Origin of the sequence: Haladaptatus sp. AB618, assembly GCF_024136965.1 — an archaeon.
Taxonomy (GTDB): domain Archaea; phylum Halobacteriota; class Halobacteria; order Halobacteriales; family Haladaptataceae; genus Haladaptatus.
Map to the genome: position 1 here is coordinate 545,014 of NZ_JAMYJX010000001.1, position 15,795 is coordinate 560,808.

Here is a 15,795-nt window from a genome sequence, read left to right on the forward strand (position 1 = left end):
TGGATAGCGAACAGCACGCGCTATCAATAACCGAATGAATCGGAAACCGTGTTTTGAAGAGAAAATATTTTCAATACTGGCTGTTGTTGGCTAGTGCAACCACAGGTGGATCAACGTGCCAAAAATGGAGACCGCAAACCTCGAAACCGAGCTGAGTCTGTTCAAATACGATAATCTGGAACAGCTTCCATCGGAATATCGGGGGTTGAGTGAAGAAGAGCGAACGGAGCGTATCGAGCGGGCGCTCGATACGCTGGGCGACGACGTCGTCGTCCTCGGACACAACTACCAGCGGCGGGAAATCGTCGAACACGCGGATTTCATCGGCGATTCCTACCAACTGAGCGTGAAGGCGGCCGAGGCCGACGCGAAGTACGTCGTCTTCGGCGGCGTCACGTTCATGGCCGAGTCGGCGGACATCATCACGGACGACGATCAGACCGTCATCCTACCGTCGATGGAGGCGTCCTGTCCGATGGCCGGGATGGCCGAGGCGTTGCAGGTTGATTCCGCGTGGGCGAAAATCGAGGCGGCCGCGCCCGACGCGAACATCATCCCGATCACGTACATGAACTCCTACGCCGACTTGAAGGCGTTCTGCGCCGAGCAGGGCGGCGCGGTCTGTACGTCCTCGAACGCTCACCGAGTCTTCGAGTGGGCGCTGGAGCAGGGCGACAAGGTGCTCTTCCTGCCGGACAAACACCTCGGCGAGAACACGGCCCATCGTCTCGGATTGGAGGACGAGACGGCGATGTGGAACCCGTGGGACCCCGAGGAACAGGACGCCGCTGCTATCGCGGATTCGAAGATCGTCCTCTGGGACGGCTACTGCCAGGTCCACGAGCGCTTCGGCGTGGAACACATCGACCGAGTTCGTGCGGACCACCCCGATGCGAAGGTCGTCGTCCACCCCGAATGCCGCCGCGAGGTCGTGGAGGCGGCGGACGTCGTCGGAAGCACGGCGACGATCTGCGAGTCCATCGCCGAGGCCGACCCCGGCGAGACGTGGGCCATCGGAACGGAGATCCACCTCGTCAACCACCTCGAACGCTGGCATCCCGAAGTGAACGTCCTCCCGCTCTGCGGCGACGCCTGCATGGACTGCAACGCGATGCGCCAGATCGATCCGAACTACCTGACGTGGGTGCTCGAAGAACTGGTCGAAGGGCGGGAACGGAACGTCATCGAAGTCGCGCCGGAGGAAAAGGACCTCGCCATGCTGGCGCTGGAGAGGATGCTGGAGCTATGAGCGGGGAAGAAACCGATATCCTCGTTATCGGAAGCGGTATTGCGGGCTGTAGCGCCGCGCTCGGCGCGGCGCGTGCGGGTGCGAACGTGCTCGTCGCCACGAAGGCGACTCGCCCGGAAAACGCTTCGACGCACTGGGCACAGGGCGGTATCGCCGTCACCCGAGACGATCCGAAGGCGTTCCACGCCGACGTCCTGTCGGCGAGCGCGGACACGGCCGACGCCGAAGCGGTCGACGTACTGGTCGAGAACGCGAACGACGCCGTCGAGGACGTGCTCATCGATACGCTCGGCATCACCTTCGACTCGGACGGCGAGGGGTACGATTACGGGCGGGAGGCCGCCCATTCCGAAGAGCGAATCCTCCACATCGACGCCAGCACGGGCCAGCACGTTCTCGGCCCGTTCCTCTCCCATCTCGATTCCCATCCGCGCGTGACCGTCGCGGAGGACACCGCCGCGCTCACGCTCGTGACCCACGAGGGTCGCGTTCACGGCGCGATGCTCGAACGGGACGGCGAAATTTGGCCCGTCTTCGCCGGGGCCACGTTACTCGCCACCGGCGGGGTCGGCGCACTGTACGACCACACGACGAACCCCGATTCGGCGACGGGTGACGGCATCTCCATGGCCGCGCTGGCGGGGGCGAAGACGAGGGACATGGCGTACGTGCAGTTCCATCCAACCGCATATAGCGGAGACGACCCCTTCCTCGTCAGCGAAGCCGTTCGCGGCGAGGGCGCAGTCCTCCGGAACGCCGACGGCGAGCGGTTCATGGTCGACGAACACCCGGACGCCGAACTCGCGCCGCGGGACGTGGTCGCCCGCGCGGTCCAGCGCGAACGCGACCGAACCGGCGAAGTCGTCCTCGATACGACGCCGCTGGATTTCGCGGGGACGTTCCCCGACCTCGCCGAGAAATGCGACGAGCGCGACGTATCCCACGACTCGATTCCGGTCGCGCCGAGCGAGCACTTCCTCTGCGGCGGCATCGAGGTGGACGACCACGGAACGACGAGCCTCGACCGCTTGTTCGCGGTCGGCGAGTGTGCGCGGACCGGCGTTCACGGCGCGAACCGCCTCGCCTCGACCAGCCTTCTCGAAGGGTTGGTCTGGGGTCTCCGCGCGGGTGAGCGCGCGGCAGACGTTTCGACCGGCCCGGAACCGGTCGAAACCCCGGAATTACTGAACAGCGACCCGGCGCTTCCCGCCGGGTTCGCCCGCGACAAGTTCACCCGCCTCCGACAGGTGATGGACGAGTACGTCGGCCTCTCGCGGAATCCCGACGACCTCCGACGGGCGACCGCCGCGATTCGGCGGTTGAAAGGAGAGGTGGACGCCTACGCCAGAACCCGAACCGCACGGGACCTGTACGAACTCCGACACGCGAGCGTCGTCGCCCTGCTCATCGCCCGGGACGCGATGGACGCCGAATCCGTCGGCTGTCACCACGTGGAGGAAATCCATGCTGACTGATAGCGACGTCGAGCGATGGCTCCGCGAGGACGTGGGCCACCACGACGTGACCAACCACGTTCCAGGAAAGACCGTCGGGCGACTCGTCGCGCGGGAGTCCGGCGTCGTCGCCGGGTTGGACGCCGCGCTGGCCGTGTTCGACTACCTCGACTGCGAGACGAACCCGCTGGTCGAGAACGGCGCGAACGTGGACGTGGGCGAAACCGTCTTCGAGGTCCACGGCCCGGCGACCGACGTGCTCCGCGGGGAGCGAATCGCGGTCAACCTCGTCGGTCACGCCTCCGGAATCGCCACGAAGACGGCCGAAGCGGTGTCCGCCGCGCGACTCGTCAGCGACGACGTGGCGATTGCAGGAACACGAAAAACCACGCCCGGCCTGCGCGGCATCGAAAAGCGGGCGGTCGCCGCCGGTGGCGGCGACACGCACCGCCTCACGCTGTCGGGCATGGTCATGGTCAAGGACAACCACATCGAGGAGATGGGGATGGTCGGCGCGATCGAGCACTTCCGGGAGTTGGCGTCGTTCGCCACGAAAATCGAGGTGGAGGTCGAACGACCGGAGGACGGTCGTCGCGCGGCGGAGGCGGGCGCGGACATCGTCATGTTCGACAACCTTCCCCCCGAAGCAGTCGAAACGGGCGTCGAACTCCTTCCCGACGGCGTCCTCTCCGAAGCCAGCGGCGGTATCGACCTCGAAGCCGTCCCCGACTACGCCGGAACCGGCGTGGACGTGATTTCCATCGGCGCGTTGACCCACAGCGCGCCGTCGCTGGACTTCTCGTTCCGTACCGGGTGAAATCGGGCGACCGGGACCGGGACGGATTTTACCGCTCGATGACAACTATTACTATGGAAAACGATCTTCCGGACGAGCGCCGCCTCGATTCGTTCGAGGCGGCGGGCGTTCGGGCGTGTGAACTCGCGGGCGAGTATCTCGTGTCCGAGTTCGAGACCGAATCGCTCGCCGCGGAGTACGGCCCGGACGACGTGAAGGCGCTCGCCGATAGGGAAGCGGAGACGCGGATTTTGGACGTTCTGACCGACGAATTCCCGGATCACGCGATTTACGCCGAGGAGTCCGGACGGCGGTCGGGTTCGGGCGCGTACCGCTGGGTCGTGGACCCACTCGACGGGACGAACAACTTCTGTTCGGGGATTCCGTACTTCGGGACTGCACTCGCGCTCCTCCGTGGGGACGTTCCCGTGTTGTCGGTGGTGTGCGACCCGCTCCACGATCACACGTACGTCGCTCGACGGGACGGCGGTGCCACCCTGAACGGCGAGCGGATTCGAGCCGAAAGCGCCGTTGCGAGCGACAACGCGACGGTGTCGTTCGTCCTCGGGTTGGACGCGCTTCGGGACGACGAACTGCGGGGGACGGCCGACCGACTGGAAGCCGAGGTCGGAACTCGTTGTAAACGGGTGTGGCGCAGTTGGGCACCCGCACTGGATTGGGGACTGCTCGCGCGCGGCAAACTGGAAGCCGTCGTCTGTTTCCATCCCGACACAGTGGAACAGCACGCGGGGTGGTTGCTCGCGGGCGAAAGCGGTGCGAGGCTGATGCGCGAGGACGGACTGTACCTCGCGGCGGCCAACGACGACGTGTTCGAGGCGTTGGAATCCCTCTTCTGATTCGACTCCCTGTTTCGGTGGATCTGTCAATCGATTCGATTGGCTTCCTCGCCGGGTCGCTCCGCTTCAATGGTGGGAAACACCGGTCGAAATCGAGCATGGGCTCGCGTCAGAATAACGACCAAACATCTCGAATAATCGATATGGTTATGTGGTGCCATGACAAAGCATACCGTATGGCAACTAGGTCGAGCCGGTCGCCATTCGACCGACTCCGTCAGCACTACGAACACAAGGAGCACAAATGCATCAAGTGTGGATACATCGATACGGACACTCACTGGCGCGTCACGAAACGCGGCCACGAAATCCACTACCAGCACATCTGCCCGTCGTGTGGCAACGTCGACACGCGTGTGCTTCGATACGGCGAGCGGTAGCCGGTACCGATTGGTGACTGACGGCCGCTAAAGGCGGTTGCTGACTAGTTTTCCAACAACGATTCGCCGGTCATCGCGCCCGGCTGTTCGACGCCGATGAGTGACAGGAGCGTCGGCGCGAGGTCACAGAGCGATCCGCCGCTTCGAACCGTCTTTCCGTCGTCGTCGCCGTTCGGGGAGACGTAGACGAGCGGGACAGGGTTGTAGGTATGTGCCGTGTGCGGGTCGTCCGGCGTTCCCATGTCGTCGGCGTTGCCGTGGTCCGCCGTGATGAGGACGTGTGCCCCGTGTGCTTCGAGCGTTTCCACGAGTCGCCCGAGTTGTTCGTCCACCGCCTCGACGGCTTCGACGGCGGCGTCGAAATCGCCGGTGTGGCCCACCATGTCCGGGTTCGCGTAGTTCAACACGAGCACGTCGGGGTCGTCCGAGTCGATGACCGAGATGGCCGTGTCCGTCACTTCCTCGGCGCTCATCTCCGGTTGCTGGTCGTAGGTCGGTACGTCCGGACTCTGGATGATGCGCCGGATTTCGCCGTCGAACTCGATCTCCCGTCCGCCGTTCAGGAAGTAGGTCACGTGGGCGTACTTCTCCGATTCCGCGAGACGAAGCTGTGTCAGGCCGTGCTCCGAAAGCACCTCGCCCAGCGTGTCCTCGGGTTGATGCGGTGGGAACGCAACGGGAAGATCGAAATCGGGGTCGTACTGGGTCATCATGACGAACTCCACGTCCGGCGGATGCGTGTCGAACGTCCACACCGGGTCGATATCCGCGATCATCCGCGTCAGTTGCCGGGCGCGGTCCGAGCGATAGTTGAAGAAGACGACCGCATCGCCGTCCGCCAATTCGGGACCGTCCGCCACCAGCGTCGGTTTCACGAACTCGTCCGTGTCGCCGCGGTCGTAGGAGTTCTCGACGGCCTCCACTGCGGTTCCGGCTTCGAACTCCGCGTCCCGGTTGACGATGGCGTCGTAGACTCGGTTCGTCCGCTCCCAGTTCTGGTCGCGGTCCATCGCGTAGTAGCGCCCGGAGACGGTGGCGACCTCGCCGGTTCCCTGCTCGTCGATGACCTCCTGTAATTCCCCGAGGAAGCCCGCCCCGCTCTCCGGCGACGTATCCCGTCCGTCCGTAAAGGCGTGGGTGACGGCCTCGACACCGTGGTCCGCCGCGAGTTCGATGAGCGAGTACAGGTGTTTCTGGTCGGAGTGGACTCCACCCTCGCTGACCAAGCCCATGAAGTGGACCCGGCCGTCGTGCTCGTCGGCGTAATCGAGCGCGCCGATGATGGCCTCGTTTTCGTCCAACTCACCGTCCGCGATGGCGTCGCTGATTCGCGTGTACTCCTGTCTGACCACACGTCCCGCGCCGATGTTCAGGTGTCCGACCTCGCTGTTCCCCATCTGGCCGTCGGGTAGTCCGACCCGCCGCCCCGTCACGTCGAGCGTGCCGTACGCGCCCGACTCCGCGAGATGGTCGAAATTCGGCGTGTCCGCCGCCTCGATGGCGTTCCGGCCGCCGTCTTCGCTTCCCAATCCCCAACCGTCGAGGACGATGAGTCCCGCTTTCATATTCGATTCGTCGTCGGGGCGGGGTAACAAGTCTTCGCCTGCGGTGGAAAATGCGACCGTGACCGTGGGGCGCTTTCGTTCACTTTCACTCCACGTAAGAATTCGTTTAACTATCGAGGCGGTGGTGCTTGTACTCGCTCGTTCCAAACGACGGGTGATATTATGCCCAATGGGGCACCATCGAACGGGGTTTCCGTGGCGCTCATCACCGCTGGCGCGACGATCATCGCCAGTCGAAACGACTGCGGGTGGATACTCGTCGCCGTCGGAGTACTGATAGCAAAGCGGAACTCGGGCGGATAACGGCCATCAGACGTCCATCCGCCCGAAATCTACCACTTTTGTTGTAACGCCGAGCGCGTCGCTCGACGGAACCGAGTAGGGAACGGAGCGTTTTATTCGTTGCGACAGCATGAAACTTTGACATTTTAACGCCGGTTCGACCGTGTCCGAACCGACTCGTTTCACGTATCGAAGAACGGTATCTTTTTTCGGGGTGGACCGGGTTGGACCGAGCATGACACTCGACCCCGTTCACTTCGACGGCATCGCCGAACTGGCGGACAGGATAGAGTACGAAGGGGAAGAGCGCAACCATCGGGAACTCGCACGGGAGGTCTGGGAGAACTATCTCGACCCGCTGTACCACGACGGGACGGAGGTCCTCGCGCCGCTAACGGACCTCGAACGCCGGTGTGCGAACATCGAGGAACTCGCGCTGGAAACCGATCAGTTCGAGACGATGCACGGGTTGGATTCGGGGAGCATCAACCCGAAGGTGTTCAAGAACGGACTGGTGGTCGATGTGGCCCACGCGGCGATGAGTTCGTCGCCGTCCGACCTCGACCTGCACGACTCGCGCACGGTGGTCAAGGCGCTCCACACGAACGATGTGGAGCCAAAATTCGGTACCGAGTGGGAATCGTACAACGAGGGAAGTAAACGCCGTATCGTACACGCGCCACGGCGGGACGAGTTCGAACAGGACATCGTCCACGCGCTGGCGCTGTACCGCGCGGAAAGCAGACACGCGCTCGACCACACGGAGGACGTATCGGATCTTCTCCTGCTGGACGGGCCGGTGTACCCGAAAGGAATCATCCGCTGGCGTGACCGCGGTTCGATTCTTCCGGACCTGTTCGAGGAATCGAAGGAAGTACGGACGATTCTCGAAAACTACGTCGAATTGGTCGAGACGTTCGCCGACCGCGACGTGCCGTTGGCGGGATTCGTCAAGAACATCTCCGCGCGGTCGATAATCCGGACCCTTCGGGAGAAAGGCGTGAACACGCCGTGGGCACACGACGCCGCGTTTTTCTCGCAGGTTCTCGAACGCGGTGAGGTCACCGATGGGGAGTATGAGCGATTGACCGACGACCTGACGCTGACGAACTGGTTCGTCTCCCGGGCCGGTTCGGACGCTTTTTTCGGGGGTGACGAAGCCACCCGATACATCGACCGGAAGTTCGCACCGGAGCAGTACGACGTGACGTTCTGTGTCATCTACGACCCGCGGCAGGATCTGCTGTTCAAAATCGAAGCGCCCAGGGTCTTCACGAGCGACGAGACGTGTCGTCGTCGTATCGAACGACAGGTGTTGAAAGAAATCGCGATCTCTCGAGGGCCTCCGACCGTTATCTCGAAAGCCGACTCACTCGCCCGAATCGGGCGCAACAGCACCTATTCGTTGCTACGGAGTTTCGAGCGGTCGTTCGACAGCGAACTGGACGAAAACTACAACAACGTCCGTTGGGGACTCAATTACTGAAGTTCGCCCTTCTCCATCGAGAACTCGACTTCGCTCTCGTCCACGCCGATGCGGGCGAACTGCGTTCGGATGTGTTCTTCGGCGGCGTCGAGGGCCTGGTCACGGGTGTCGAACCCGCGCGGCATCGGGGTCTCGAACGCGACGTGAACCTCCTTGCCGGAGACCATCTGGGAGGTCCCGCCGCTCTCGACCTGATAGAACTCGTCGCAGACCCATACGTACGGCGCGTCTTCGTCCGGCGCGCCCTTGAACGTGGGTGAGCGTTCACCCCGCTCGTACAGCGTTCCTGTGAGGGTCGTCCCTCCCGCCTCGCCGCGAACGAGCAACATAGCACTCAGTAGGACTCGGGAGGATAAAAGGGAAGTGGGAAACGGGGTGTGGAATGACACGGTGGTGGTCGTGACGGAGGGTGCGATGACACATTACCATCCGCGCCGACCGCCACCCGTGCGAAACACGTTTCAATCACGCACGAGATGGCAGGTCCATGAGCGATTTGGGCGACTTCTCGGATTTCGGGAGCGATTCCGGCGACTCGTCGGCGTCGGAATCGGCGGAAACGGACGGGGAGACTGCCGAAAACGGTGACGAGGGAAGCACGGGACGCGAGGGAACGACGGATGCAGGGCGGAACGACGGCTTCGATCGGATGGACCTCGCCCCGGTCGGCGACGATTACGGTATCGGCAGTCTCGCCGTCTCCGAGGGACTCTCCATCGGCGAGGAGAGCGACGATACCTGCCTACGGGCGTACATCACCGCGCCGAACCGGGGCGACGTGCGGATCGGGAAGTACCTGCTCGTCCCCTACCCGGACGGCGAAAAGCTGTTCTGTCGCATCACGACGCTCGAATACGCACAGGAGTTCCACAGCGACGACGCCACCGAGATTCACGCCCGGCGTGCGATGCGCAACGGGTCGATAGACGAGACGGATTACAAGTTCATGGCGACGTTGGAGCCCATCGCGGTGCTCTTCGCGGACGGCGACGACCTGAAGCGGCGGATGACCGACCGCGTGCCGAAACCCGAGACGGTGGTTCGACAGGCCAGCGACAAGGGAGAGATCAAGACGGGATTGAAGATTCCCGAGAACGGCGTCTTTCTGGGCCACCTCTCGGTCGGGGGCGAAAAGGTTCGGACGGCCGCCCAACCGCCGACCATCGACTACCGCGTGAAGGACGATTACGACTCGGGCGACCCGCTCGTCTTCCGGCACTCGCTCGTGGCGGGCGGCACCGGGTCGGGGAAGACCCACGGCGCGAAGAACATCCTCCGGCAGTACCTCGCCGAGGAACGGACGTATCCGATGGACGACGGGCGAAACGCCCGGATGGCGGTCGTGCAGTTCGACCCGCAGGACGAGTACGCCCAGATGCACGACGACAACCCGGACGTGACGACCGAAGACGAACGCGCGTGGGAGCGCGAGGGCGTCACCCACGGCGGCCACGACGAGACGGTGGCGTTCGTCCCGAAAGTCGGTGGCGAGACGTACGCCGCGAGCCACCACGACGCCGAGCAGGTCGAGTTCACGATTCCGTTCTCGATGGTGCGGGGCAACCAGTGGCTCGTCGCGGGCGCGAGCCTCAACGACAACCAGTACGGCGCGCTGACACACCTGCTGAACCGATTCTTCCGAAACCACGGCGACGGCGGAACCTACAACGAGTTCCTGAGTTTCCTCGACGACCCGGCGCTCCGCGAGGAACTGGACGAGAGCGGGCGGGTACACGAGGCCACGTTCGACGCCGTCAAACGTCGTGCGCTCTCCGTTCCGAGCAGCGTGTTCGATCAAGCGGCGGACCCCATCACCGACCTCGTCCCGCAGTTCGTTCGCTCGGGGCGGCTGTCGGTCGTGCCGACCTACCACCTGCCGTCGAGTCGGGCGAAGGAGATGGTCGTCCTCGCCGTGTCGAGCCTGCTCATCGACGAGAAGCTCTCGAACGCGCCGAACTACCCGACCATCAAGGAGACCCCGCTCCTCGTCGGGATGGACGAGGCGCACAACTTCCTCTCGAACGCCGACAGCGTGCAGGCTCGGCAGGTCATCGGCAAGTTCACCGACGCGGCCAAGCAGGGCCGCAAGGAACGACTCGGGTTGTTCCTCATCACGCAGGACCCACAGGACATCGCGGAACCCGTGTTCAAGCAAATCAACACGACCGTCGTCCTGAACCTCGGCGACGAGGACGCCATCAAGAGCGTGAACATCCCGACCACGCTGGAGAAGAAGGTGCCGTACATGGAGAAGGGACAGATGGTCGTCTACTCGCCGGACAACTCCGAACCCGTCGAAATCACCGGCCTGCCGAAGTGCGTCACCCGCCACGGCAGGGATTGAGTCTCACGAGAGGAGAATTGGATAAAACGCTATGTGATGGCGATGTGTATCTCCAACCATGGTAGAGAAAATACTCATTCCGATAGACGGTTCGGAGCACGCGACGAAGGCACTGTCGTACACGTTCGAGGAATTCCCGGACGCGGAGGTCACCGTCATCAACGTCATCGACCCCATCGATGTCGGCTACACGTCGACGGTCGGAATGCCCGGTTACTCCGAGGAGTGGTACGAGGACTCGAAGGAGAACGCGGAGGAGTTGTTCGCGGAGGCACAGGAGAAGGCCGACGAGTACGGAACCACGGTCTCGACGATAACCGACGTCGGGCAACCCGCCCAAACCATCGTCACTGCCGCCGAGGACTTCGACCACGTCGTGATGGGCAGTCACGGCCGTTCGGGCGTCTCCCGAATCCTTCTCGGAAGCGTCGCGGAAACGGTCGTCCGACGCTCGCCGGTTCCCGTGACCGTCGTTCGGTAATTCGGCAGAACTCACCAGATGTCGTGCAGAAGATAGTGGCTGTGAAACACGGGTTGCCAGCCGAGACGCTTTCATTATCACCAGTTCCCTTCGAAGAAGGAGAGTACATTGGGGAAATAAACCAGAATCATCATCCACAGAGCAACGTAGTACAGCAAAGCAATGACGCGGAGGACGACTGCAGTGCGATAGTACCGCTCCGGCAGGACGTTCGGCACCGAGAGAAGGAGCAGTCCCCCACCCGCGAGGATACCGACTTTGGCTCCCCGGACGACGAGAGCGTACCCCGCGAGCAACACGCTGAACGCAAAAAACGACCACCCGTAGAGGCCCCCAGCGGGGTCGCTGAATATCGTCTTTCCGATAACCGGATACTCACGATCTCTCTCGAAGTTCATATTCGATAATCAATTTATTCCCTAATAACGTATGCTCACGCTCGACTGAATCGGTTGGTCTCGTTGGCCACTGAGATGACCGTCAGCGACGGAATCTGCACAACCGCCAGAAACGGCCAGTGGCACGACCGCCGGACGGGATTTCGGTCCCTCGTAACCATACTGATTCTGACAACCAATACGGACGTTCCGAATCTGGTGCGCGTATCTTTCACACGCCCGTTTCCGTTGAATCGGCCGGATTACGTCGGTGCAGAAATATCAGAAGACCGATTCCAACGAAAGCGATGAGAATTCCGGGGAGTAAATAGACGATATTTGGTGAGCAGTGATCCCCGGGACCGCCTACCATCGAACACATCTGCCGCTGGAATCCATACCAAATCAGGATACCACCGCTAACGATACCAAGAGTACCGATTGCCTGTAAGAGACGTGTTGAATACATATCAGATATGAACGCGAGACCCGGTAAATCTCTTCTGTAAAGTCGAAATAGACCTGCGTAATTTGCACCACGAACTCCCAGTCAGTGATGTGGGATTCGCACCAGTATTCAGCACGCTCTCTCTGTCACGGTCTACGGGTTTCAAGGGAGTCGGGATTTCGGTTCTTTTCAGAAAACTCATAACCACAACTCACTACCGTGGGATATGGAACGAAATACACTCGCCTCTGCTCTCCTCGCGTACACCGTCGTTGCAGCGGGTGTGACGGTCGTTCCGCTCGCGTATTTCTTGGGCCGAGCCATCGTCCTACTGCTAATCGTGTCCCTGTTCGTGTTCTCCCTTCTCCATGCACGGACCGGAAGCGGTCCGACCATGCAGATGGATGGCGATGGTGGTGGTGGAGAAGACTATACAGAAATGGACGCCGCACCATCCCAGGTCCATATCGGGTCCTCACTCCCCACGAACAATCGAGCGATTCTCACGTTTTACCTCCTCGGAATCGTCTTCTGGAGCTTCGTTGGGACTATCATCGTCGTCATCTGAGATTCTACTTGGTTCTCTCCACTTCCGCACGCTCCAGGGTGTTTTAAAGAGAATTGGAGTTTTCACAACCGACAGAGACGGCCTACGACACAACCACTAGTCGCTAGCAATTCCGCCGGAAAATCTCCGATTTTCCGGGCCGACGACTGAACGGAGCGAAGTCCTCGTGAGTGAAACGAACGAGGGCACGGAAGACGCATTGCGTCTTCCGGAGCGAAGTGAGGGAGGAGCGCTTTTGATCGACATTTTGCCAGGGAGCCATCAGGGATGCCGACGGCACCCGTCGGCATCCCTGACAGCGACCACAGCAAAAGGTCGTTTAGAAGAGATTGGCCTGCTGGTACACGCTGATTCCCTCGTCCGTGATGTCGTAGGGTTTGATGTCGCGGGAGTGGTTGGCGTCGCGGATCTTTTGGATTTCGATGGCGAGTCGGGTTTCGATGAATTCGTCCTCGCTTCGGACGTAGCGGAGGACGAACACGGCGTCGGTGAGGTACTCGATGATGCCGTGGCGTGAGGCGTAGGGGTTGTCGTCGCTGGCCTCGCTCGTGAGCATGGTGGTGACGCCCGCTTCCTTGAGACTGCGGGTGAAGTCGTAGATTTCGTTGCGGCGGGTGGCCTGTTCCTCGTACATCATTTCGAGGAGCGAGACGGAGTCGAGGACGAGGCGCGTGGCACCGAAATCGCGGACGAGTCCCGGTAGTTCGCTGCGGATGCTCGACAGCGAGTTGGCCATCTCGATGGGGTCCAAGTCCACGACCGCGAGTTTTCCGTCTTCGACGTACTCGTCGTAGGGCCAGCCTTTCTCGGTCGCGCTGTCCACGATTCGTTGGTGGCTTTCCTCCAGCGTGACGTAGACGGCCTTCTCGCCGCGTTCGAGGGCGTGGTTCAGGAACTGAAGCCCGAACGTGGTTTTTCCGGTCCCCGCGTTGCCGATTGCGACCATCAGGGTGTGCTGGGGGACGCCGCCCTGGATCATCCTATCGAGACCGTCGATCCCGATGTCGATGCGTGGAATCGCTGACTCGAACTCCTCGTCGTCGAAGTTGGTACTGGACGGGCCGCCGCCGAATCCGCCGCTACCGCCATCGAAGTCACTGCCGCCACCGAACCCGCCTGCGTCGAATCCACTGGCGTCGAACCCATCGGCACCGGCGTCGCCGCCGAAGTTGCCATCGTCGTCGAAGTCCGGTTCGGTTCCGCCCATGTTGGGGGCTGATGCGAACGCGCTGGCGAAGTCGTCGTCGAACAGCGGTTTATCGTCGGACTCCGCCTCCGGCGACGTTTCCGGGACCGGGTCGGGGTCGCCGTCCGTCGAGTCAGTCACCGCTCCCGTTTCCGGTTCGATATCGCCGTCCGATTTGTCGGGGTCGTCCGCGTCCTCTTCATCCGCGTTCGTCTCGTCCGCGTTTGCCTCATCCACTTCCACTTCATCCGCATCGTCCGCCTCCCCATCTCGGAGTGCGGTCTCGAACCAATCGTCGTCGCTCACGCCGCTTCCTCCTGGCCGTTCGTGGTTTGACGTGGCCCGTGGCGCGGTGGTTCGGTCGTCCGCGTCCGTATCCGAGCGACAGCTATCATCGTCCTGTCACTGGCACTCTGCGTAAATTAATGTTCGTGTCGGCGGCTTTTTGAGCACCGAGGGAGAACGAGGGCGTGATGAACGTCGGCATCGTCGCGCAGCGAGGAAACGAGCGGGCCGCGACACTTGCGGGGAAACTACGTGAGACACTCCGAGACGATACCGTGACGGTTCACCTCGACACGGCAACTGCCGAGCACTTGGGTATCGACGGCGTCGATGTGAGCCGAATGGCGGAAAACGATCTCGTCGTCAGCATCGGCGGCGACGGCACGTTTCTCTTCTCCGCGAGCGGTGCGGGTGGGACGCCGATACTCGGTGTGAACCTCGGCGAAGTCGGATTTCTGAACGCCGTCGCCCCGGAAGACGCCGTTCGTGAAGTCCGCGAGGTCGTCAGCGAATATCTGGACTCGGGAGAGATTCCGTCGCGCGAAGTACCACGGCTGGAAGCGACCGGCGAGGGCGACTGGTCGGTCCATCCCGCATTGAACGAAATCGTCGTGCAGGGCGCACAGCGTGGTCACGGACAGGGGATCGACTACGAGATCCACGTCGACGATGTGGAGTACGGCAGCGGCCACGCCGACGGCATATTGGTTTCGACGCCGACCGGGAGCACGGCGTACAACCTCAGCGAGGGTGGGCCGTTGGTCCACCCGAGCGTGAACGGTCTCATCCTCACCGAGATGTGCGCATCGCACCCGATGCCGCCGCTGGTGTTCGAGCCGAATCACGACGTGGAGATCCGCGTGACGAATGCACCCTCCGCGGTCGTCGGAAGCGACGGGAAACAGGCCCGCATCGACCTTCCGGAGACGATCACCGTCTCCGCGTCCTCCGAACCGGCCAGAATCGCCGGTCCGTCTCCGACGTTCTTCGAAGCGCTCGGAAAGCTCGACTAGCTGCCGGAAGCGGAAGCCTCTAATTCTGCCTCCCGTAAGGAAACCACAATGAAAGGGCAACTTCCCGACGTACAGGCGACTGAGCCTGACGTGACCGTCGGGTTGAACCGAGTGGGAGTAACCGGAGTCGAGAAACTGGTCGAGGTCGCCCGACCGGACAAACGACCGTACGTTCTCACCGCCGAATTCGACGTGCTGGTGGACCTCCCGAGTTGGCGCAAGGGCGCGGACATGAGCCGAAACATGGAGGTCGTGGACGAAGTCCTCGAAGACGCCGTCGAGGAGCCGACCTACCGCCTCGAAGACGTGTGCGGCGACGCCGCAGAACGACTGCTCGAAAAGCACGACTACACCTCGAAGGCCGAAGTCAGCATGGAAGCTGAGTTCATGGTGCGCGACAGGACCCCCGAGAGCGAGCGGCCCACCCAAGCCATGGTGGACGTCATCGCCAGCGCGACGGCGACCGAGGAGGAGACCACGGAAGAGATCGGCGCGCGCGTCACGGGCATGACCGTCTGCCCCTGCTCGCAGGGCATGATGTCCGGCCGTGCGGAGGAGAAACTGCTCGACCTCGGCGTCGGCGAGCGCGAAGTCAAGGAGTTCCTGCGCGAGATTCCGCAGGCGGGTCACTCCCAGCGCGGCCACGCCACGCTCACCGTCGAGAGCGCGGGCGCGCCCGAGGTGGACCTCCACGAACTCATCGAGGTCGCGCGCGATTCGATGAGCGCGCGGATTTACAACCTCGCAAAGCGCCCCGACGAGGATCACATGACGTTTCAGGCCCACGCCGACGCGAAGTTCGTCGAGGACTGCGTGCGCGACATGGCCCACGGCGTGGTCGATAGCTTCCCCGACCTGCCGGACGACGCCGTCGTGACGATGAAACAGAGCAACGACGAGTCCATCCACCAGCACAACGCCCACGCCGAGCGCGTGGCCGAGGTGGGAACCCTGCGCGAGGAAGTCGCCGAATCGGACCGCGAATAAGTCGGCGAAACAGTTTATTTTCTATTATTTCGTGGAC

16 protein-coding genes are annotated in these 15,795 nt (G+C 62.3%); 12 read left to right on the top strand and 4 right to left on the bottom strand.

Annotated features, from left to right (window positions below; all coding sequences use genetic code 11):
- Nucleotides 1–115: 115 nt before the first annotated feature.
- From nadA to NKF26_RS02875, 5 genes are all read left to right on the top strand, one after another.
- Nucleotides 116–1,249 (top strand): quinolinate synthase NadA, encoded by a 1,134-nt coding sequence (gene nadA, locus NKF26_RS02855; protein ID WP_369682114.1) that lies wholly within the window; start codon nucleotides 116–118, stop codon nucleotides 1,247–1,249.
- On the top strand, nucleotides 1,246–2,724 hold the full coding sequence (locus NKF26_RS02860) for an L-aspartate oxidase (protein ID WP_253225247.1): 1,479 nt from the start codon (nucleotides 1,246–1,248) through the stop codon (nucleotides 2,722–2,724). The genes nadA and NKF26_RS02860 overlap by 4 nt, the downstream gene beginning before the upstream one ends.
- Nucleotides 2,714–3,520, top strand: a complete 807-nt coding sequence (gene nadC / locus NKF26_RS02865; RefSeq protein ID WP_253225248.1) for a carboxylating nicotinate-nucleotide diphosphorylase — start codon at nucleotides 2,714–2,716, stop codon at nucleotides 3,518–3,520. The genes NKF26_RS02860 and nadC overlap by 11 nt, the downstream gene beginning before the upstream one ends.
- 53 nt (nucleotides 3,521–3,573) lie before the next feature.
- Entirely contained in the window at nucleotides 3,574–4,356 is a 783-nt protein-coding gene (locus NKF26_RS02870; RefSeq protein ID WP_253225249.1) for an inositol monophosphatase, read from the top strand.
- 176 nt (nucleotides 4,357–4,532) lie between these two features.
- A complete protein-coding gene (locus tag NKF26_RS02875) occupies nucleotides 4,533–4,736 on the top strand; it encodes an HVO_0649 family zinc finger protein (protein ID WP_253225250.1) in 204 nt (67 codons plus the stop codon).
- A 44-nt stretch (nucleotides 4,737–4,780) separates the two neighbouring features.
- Here NKF26_RS02875 and gpmI read toward each other — a convergent pair whose 3' ends face one another.
- A complete protein-coding gene (gene gpmI, locus NKF26_RS02880; protein WP_253225585.1) occupies nucleotides 4,781–6,301 on the bottom strand; it encodes a 2,3-bisphosphoglycerate-independent phosphoglycerate mutase in 1,521 nt (506 codons plus the stop codon).
- Between the two features lie 162 nt (nucleotides 6,302–6,463).
- On the opposite strand from gpmI, the gene NKF26_RS02885 reads away from it, so the two are divergent.
- Together NKF26_RS02885 and NKF26_RS02890 are read left to right on the top strand one after the other, a co-directional pair.
- Entirely contained in the window at nucleotides 6,464–6,604 is a 141-nt protein-coding gene (locus NKF26_RS02885; protein WP_253225251.1) for a hypothetical protein, read from the top strand.
- A gap of 214 nt (nucleotides 6,605–6,818) precedes the next feature.
- A complete protein-coding gene (locus NKF26_RS02890) occupies nucleotides 6,819–8,069 on the top strand; it encodes a DNA double-strand break repair nuclease NurA (protein WP_253225252.1) in 1,251 nt (416 codons plus the stop codon).
- On the opposite strand, the gene NKF26_RS02895 is transcribed toward NKF26_RS02890, so the two are convergent.
- On the bottom strand, nucleotides 8,063–8,398 hold the full coding sequence (locus NKF26_RS02895; protein WP_253225253.1) for a hypothetical protein: 336 nt from the start codon (nucleotides 8,396–8,398) through the stop codon (nucleotides 8,063–8,065). The two genes, NKF26_RS02890 and NKF26_RS02895, sit on opposite strands and share 7 nt — an antisense overlap.
- Before the next feature lie 158 nt (nucleotides 8,399–8,556).
- Between NKF26_RS02895 and NKF26_RS02900 the strand changes: the two genes are divergently transcribed.
- Together NKF26_RS02900 and NKF26_RS02905 are read left to right on the top strand one after the other, a co-directional pair.
- Nucleotides 8,557–10,413, top strand: coding sequence for an ATP-binding protein (locus tag NKF26_RS02900; RefSeq protein WP_253233973.1), 1,857 nt, complete (start codon nucleotides 8,557–8,559; stop codon nucleotides 10,411–10,413).
- A gap of 58 nt (nucleotides 10,414–10,471) precedes the next feature.
- Nucleotides 10,472–10,894, top strand: coding sequence for a universal stress protein (locus tag NKF26_RS02905; RefSeq protein WP_253233974.1), 423 nt, complete (start codon nucleotides 10,472–10,474; stop codon nucleotides 10,892–10,894).
- A 77-nt stretch (nucleotides 10,895–10,971) separates the two neighbouring features.
- Here NKF26_RS02905 and NKF26_RS02910 read toward each other — a convergent pair whose 3' ends face one another.
- Nucleotides 10,972–11,292, bottom strand: a complete 321-nt coding sequence (locus NKF26_RS02910) for a hypothetical protein (RefSeq protein ID WP_253233975.1) — start codon at nucleotides 11,290–11,292, stop codon at nucleotides 10,972–10,974.
- Nucleotides 11,293–11,945: 653 nt separating this feature from the next.
- Between NKF26_RS02910 and NKF26_RS02915 the strand changes: the two genes are divergently transcribed.
- Nucleotides 11,946–12,287: a hypothetical protein gene (locus NKF26_RS02915; RefSeq protein ID WP_253233976.1), complete on the top strand. Its 342-nt coding sequence runs from the start codon at nucleotides 11,946–11,948 to the stop codon at nucleotides 12,285–12,287.
- A 319-nt stretch (nucleotides 12,288–12,606) separates the two neighbouring features.
- On the opposite strand, the gene NKF26_RS02920 is transcribed toward NKF26_RS02915, so the two are convergent.
- Nucleotides 12,607–13,779 (bottom strand): KaiC domain-containing protein, encoded by a 1,173-nt coding sequence (locus NKF26_RS02920; RefSeq protein ID WP_253233977.1) that lies wholly within the window; start codon nucleotides 13,777–13,779, stop codon nucleotides 12,607–12,609.
- A 167-nt stretch (nucleotides 13,780–13,946) separates the two neighbouring features.
- Here NKF26_RS02920 and NKF26_RS02925 point away from each other — a divergent pair, with 167 nt between their 5' ends.
- Together NKF26_RS02925 and mptA are read left to right on the top strand one after the other, a co-directional pair.
- Nucleotides 13,947–14,771: an NAD(+)/NADH kinase gene (locus tag NKF26_RS02925; RefSeq protein WP_253225258.1), complete on the top strand. Its 825-nt coding sequence runs from the start codon at nucleotides 13,947–13,949 to the stop codon at nucleotides 14,769–14,771.
- 48 nt (nucleotides 14,772–14,819) lie between these two features.
- Complete coding sequence (gene mptA / locus NKF26_RS02930; RefSeq protein ID WP_253225259.1) at nucleotides 14,820–15,758, top strand: GTP cyclohydrolase MptA; 939 nt, start codon at nucleotides 14,820–14,822, stop codon at nucleotides 15,756–15,758.
- Nucleotides 15,759–15,795 lie beyond the last annotated feature (37 nt).

Excerpts from the sequence above, each read along its gene's own strand:
- NKF26_RS02885 (WP_253225251.1), top strand. The coding sequence starts at position 6,464 with ATGCCCAATGGGGCACCATCGAACGGGGTTTCCGTGGCGCTCATCACC.
- NKF26_RS02925 (WP_253225258.1), top strand. The coding sequence starts at position 13,947 with ATGAACGTCGGCATCGTCGCGCAGCGAGGAAACGAGCGGGCCGCGACA.
- nadC (WP_253225248.1), top strand. The coding sequence starts at position 2,714 with ATGCTGACTGATAGCGACGTCGAGCGATGGCTCCGCGAGGACGTGGGC.
- NKF26_RS02910 (WP_253233975.1), bottom strand. The coding sequence starts at position 11,292 with ATGAACTTCGAGAGAGATCGTGAGTATCCGGTTATCGGAAAGACGATA.
- NKF26_RS02875 (WP_253225250.1), top strand. The coding sequence starts at position 4,533 with ATGGCAACTAGGTCGAGCCGGTCGCCATTCGACCGACTCCGTCAGCAC.
- NKF26_RS02900 (WP_253233973.1), top strand. The coding sequence starts at position 8,557 with ATGAGCGATTTGGGCGACTTCTCGGATTTCGGGAGCGATTCCGGCGAC.
- NKF26_RS02895 (WP_253225253.1), bottom strand. The coding sequence starts at position 8,398 with ATGTTGCTCGTTCGCGGCGAGGCGGGAGGGACGACCCTCACAGGAACG.
- NKF26_RS02870 (WP_253225249.1), top strand. The coding sequence starts at position 3,574 with ATGGAAAACGATCTTCCGGACGAGCGCCGCCTCGATTCGTTCGAGGCG.
- gpmI (WP_253225585.1), bottom strand. The coding sequence starts at position 6,301 with ATGAAAGCGGGACTCATCGTCCTCGACGGTTGGGGATTGGGAAGCGAA.
- NKF26_RS02905 (WP_253233974.1), top strand. The coding sequence starts at position 10,472 with ATGGTAGAGAAAATACTCATTCCGATAGACGGTTCGGAGCACGCGACG.
- mptA (WP_253225259.1), top strand. The coding sequence starts at position 14,820 with ATGAAAGGGCAACTTCCCGACGTACAGGCGACTGAGCCTGACGTGACC.
- NKF26_RS02860 (WP_253225247.1), top strand. The coding sequence starts at position 1,246 with ATGAGCGGGGAAGAAACCGATATCCTCGTTATCGGAAGCGGTATTGCG.
- NKF26_RS02890 (WP_253225252.1), top strand. The coding sequence starts at position 6,819 with ATGACACTCGACCCCGTTCACTTCGACGGCATCGCCGAACTGGCGGAC.
- NKF26_RS02915 (WP_253233976.1), top strand. The coding sequence starts at position 11,946 with ATGGAACGAAATACACTCGCCTCTGCTCTCCTCGCGTACACCGTCGTT.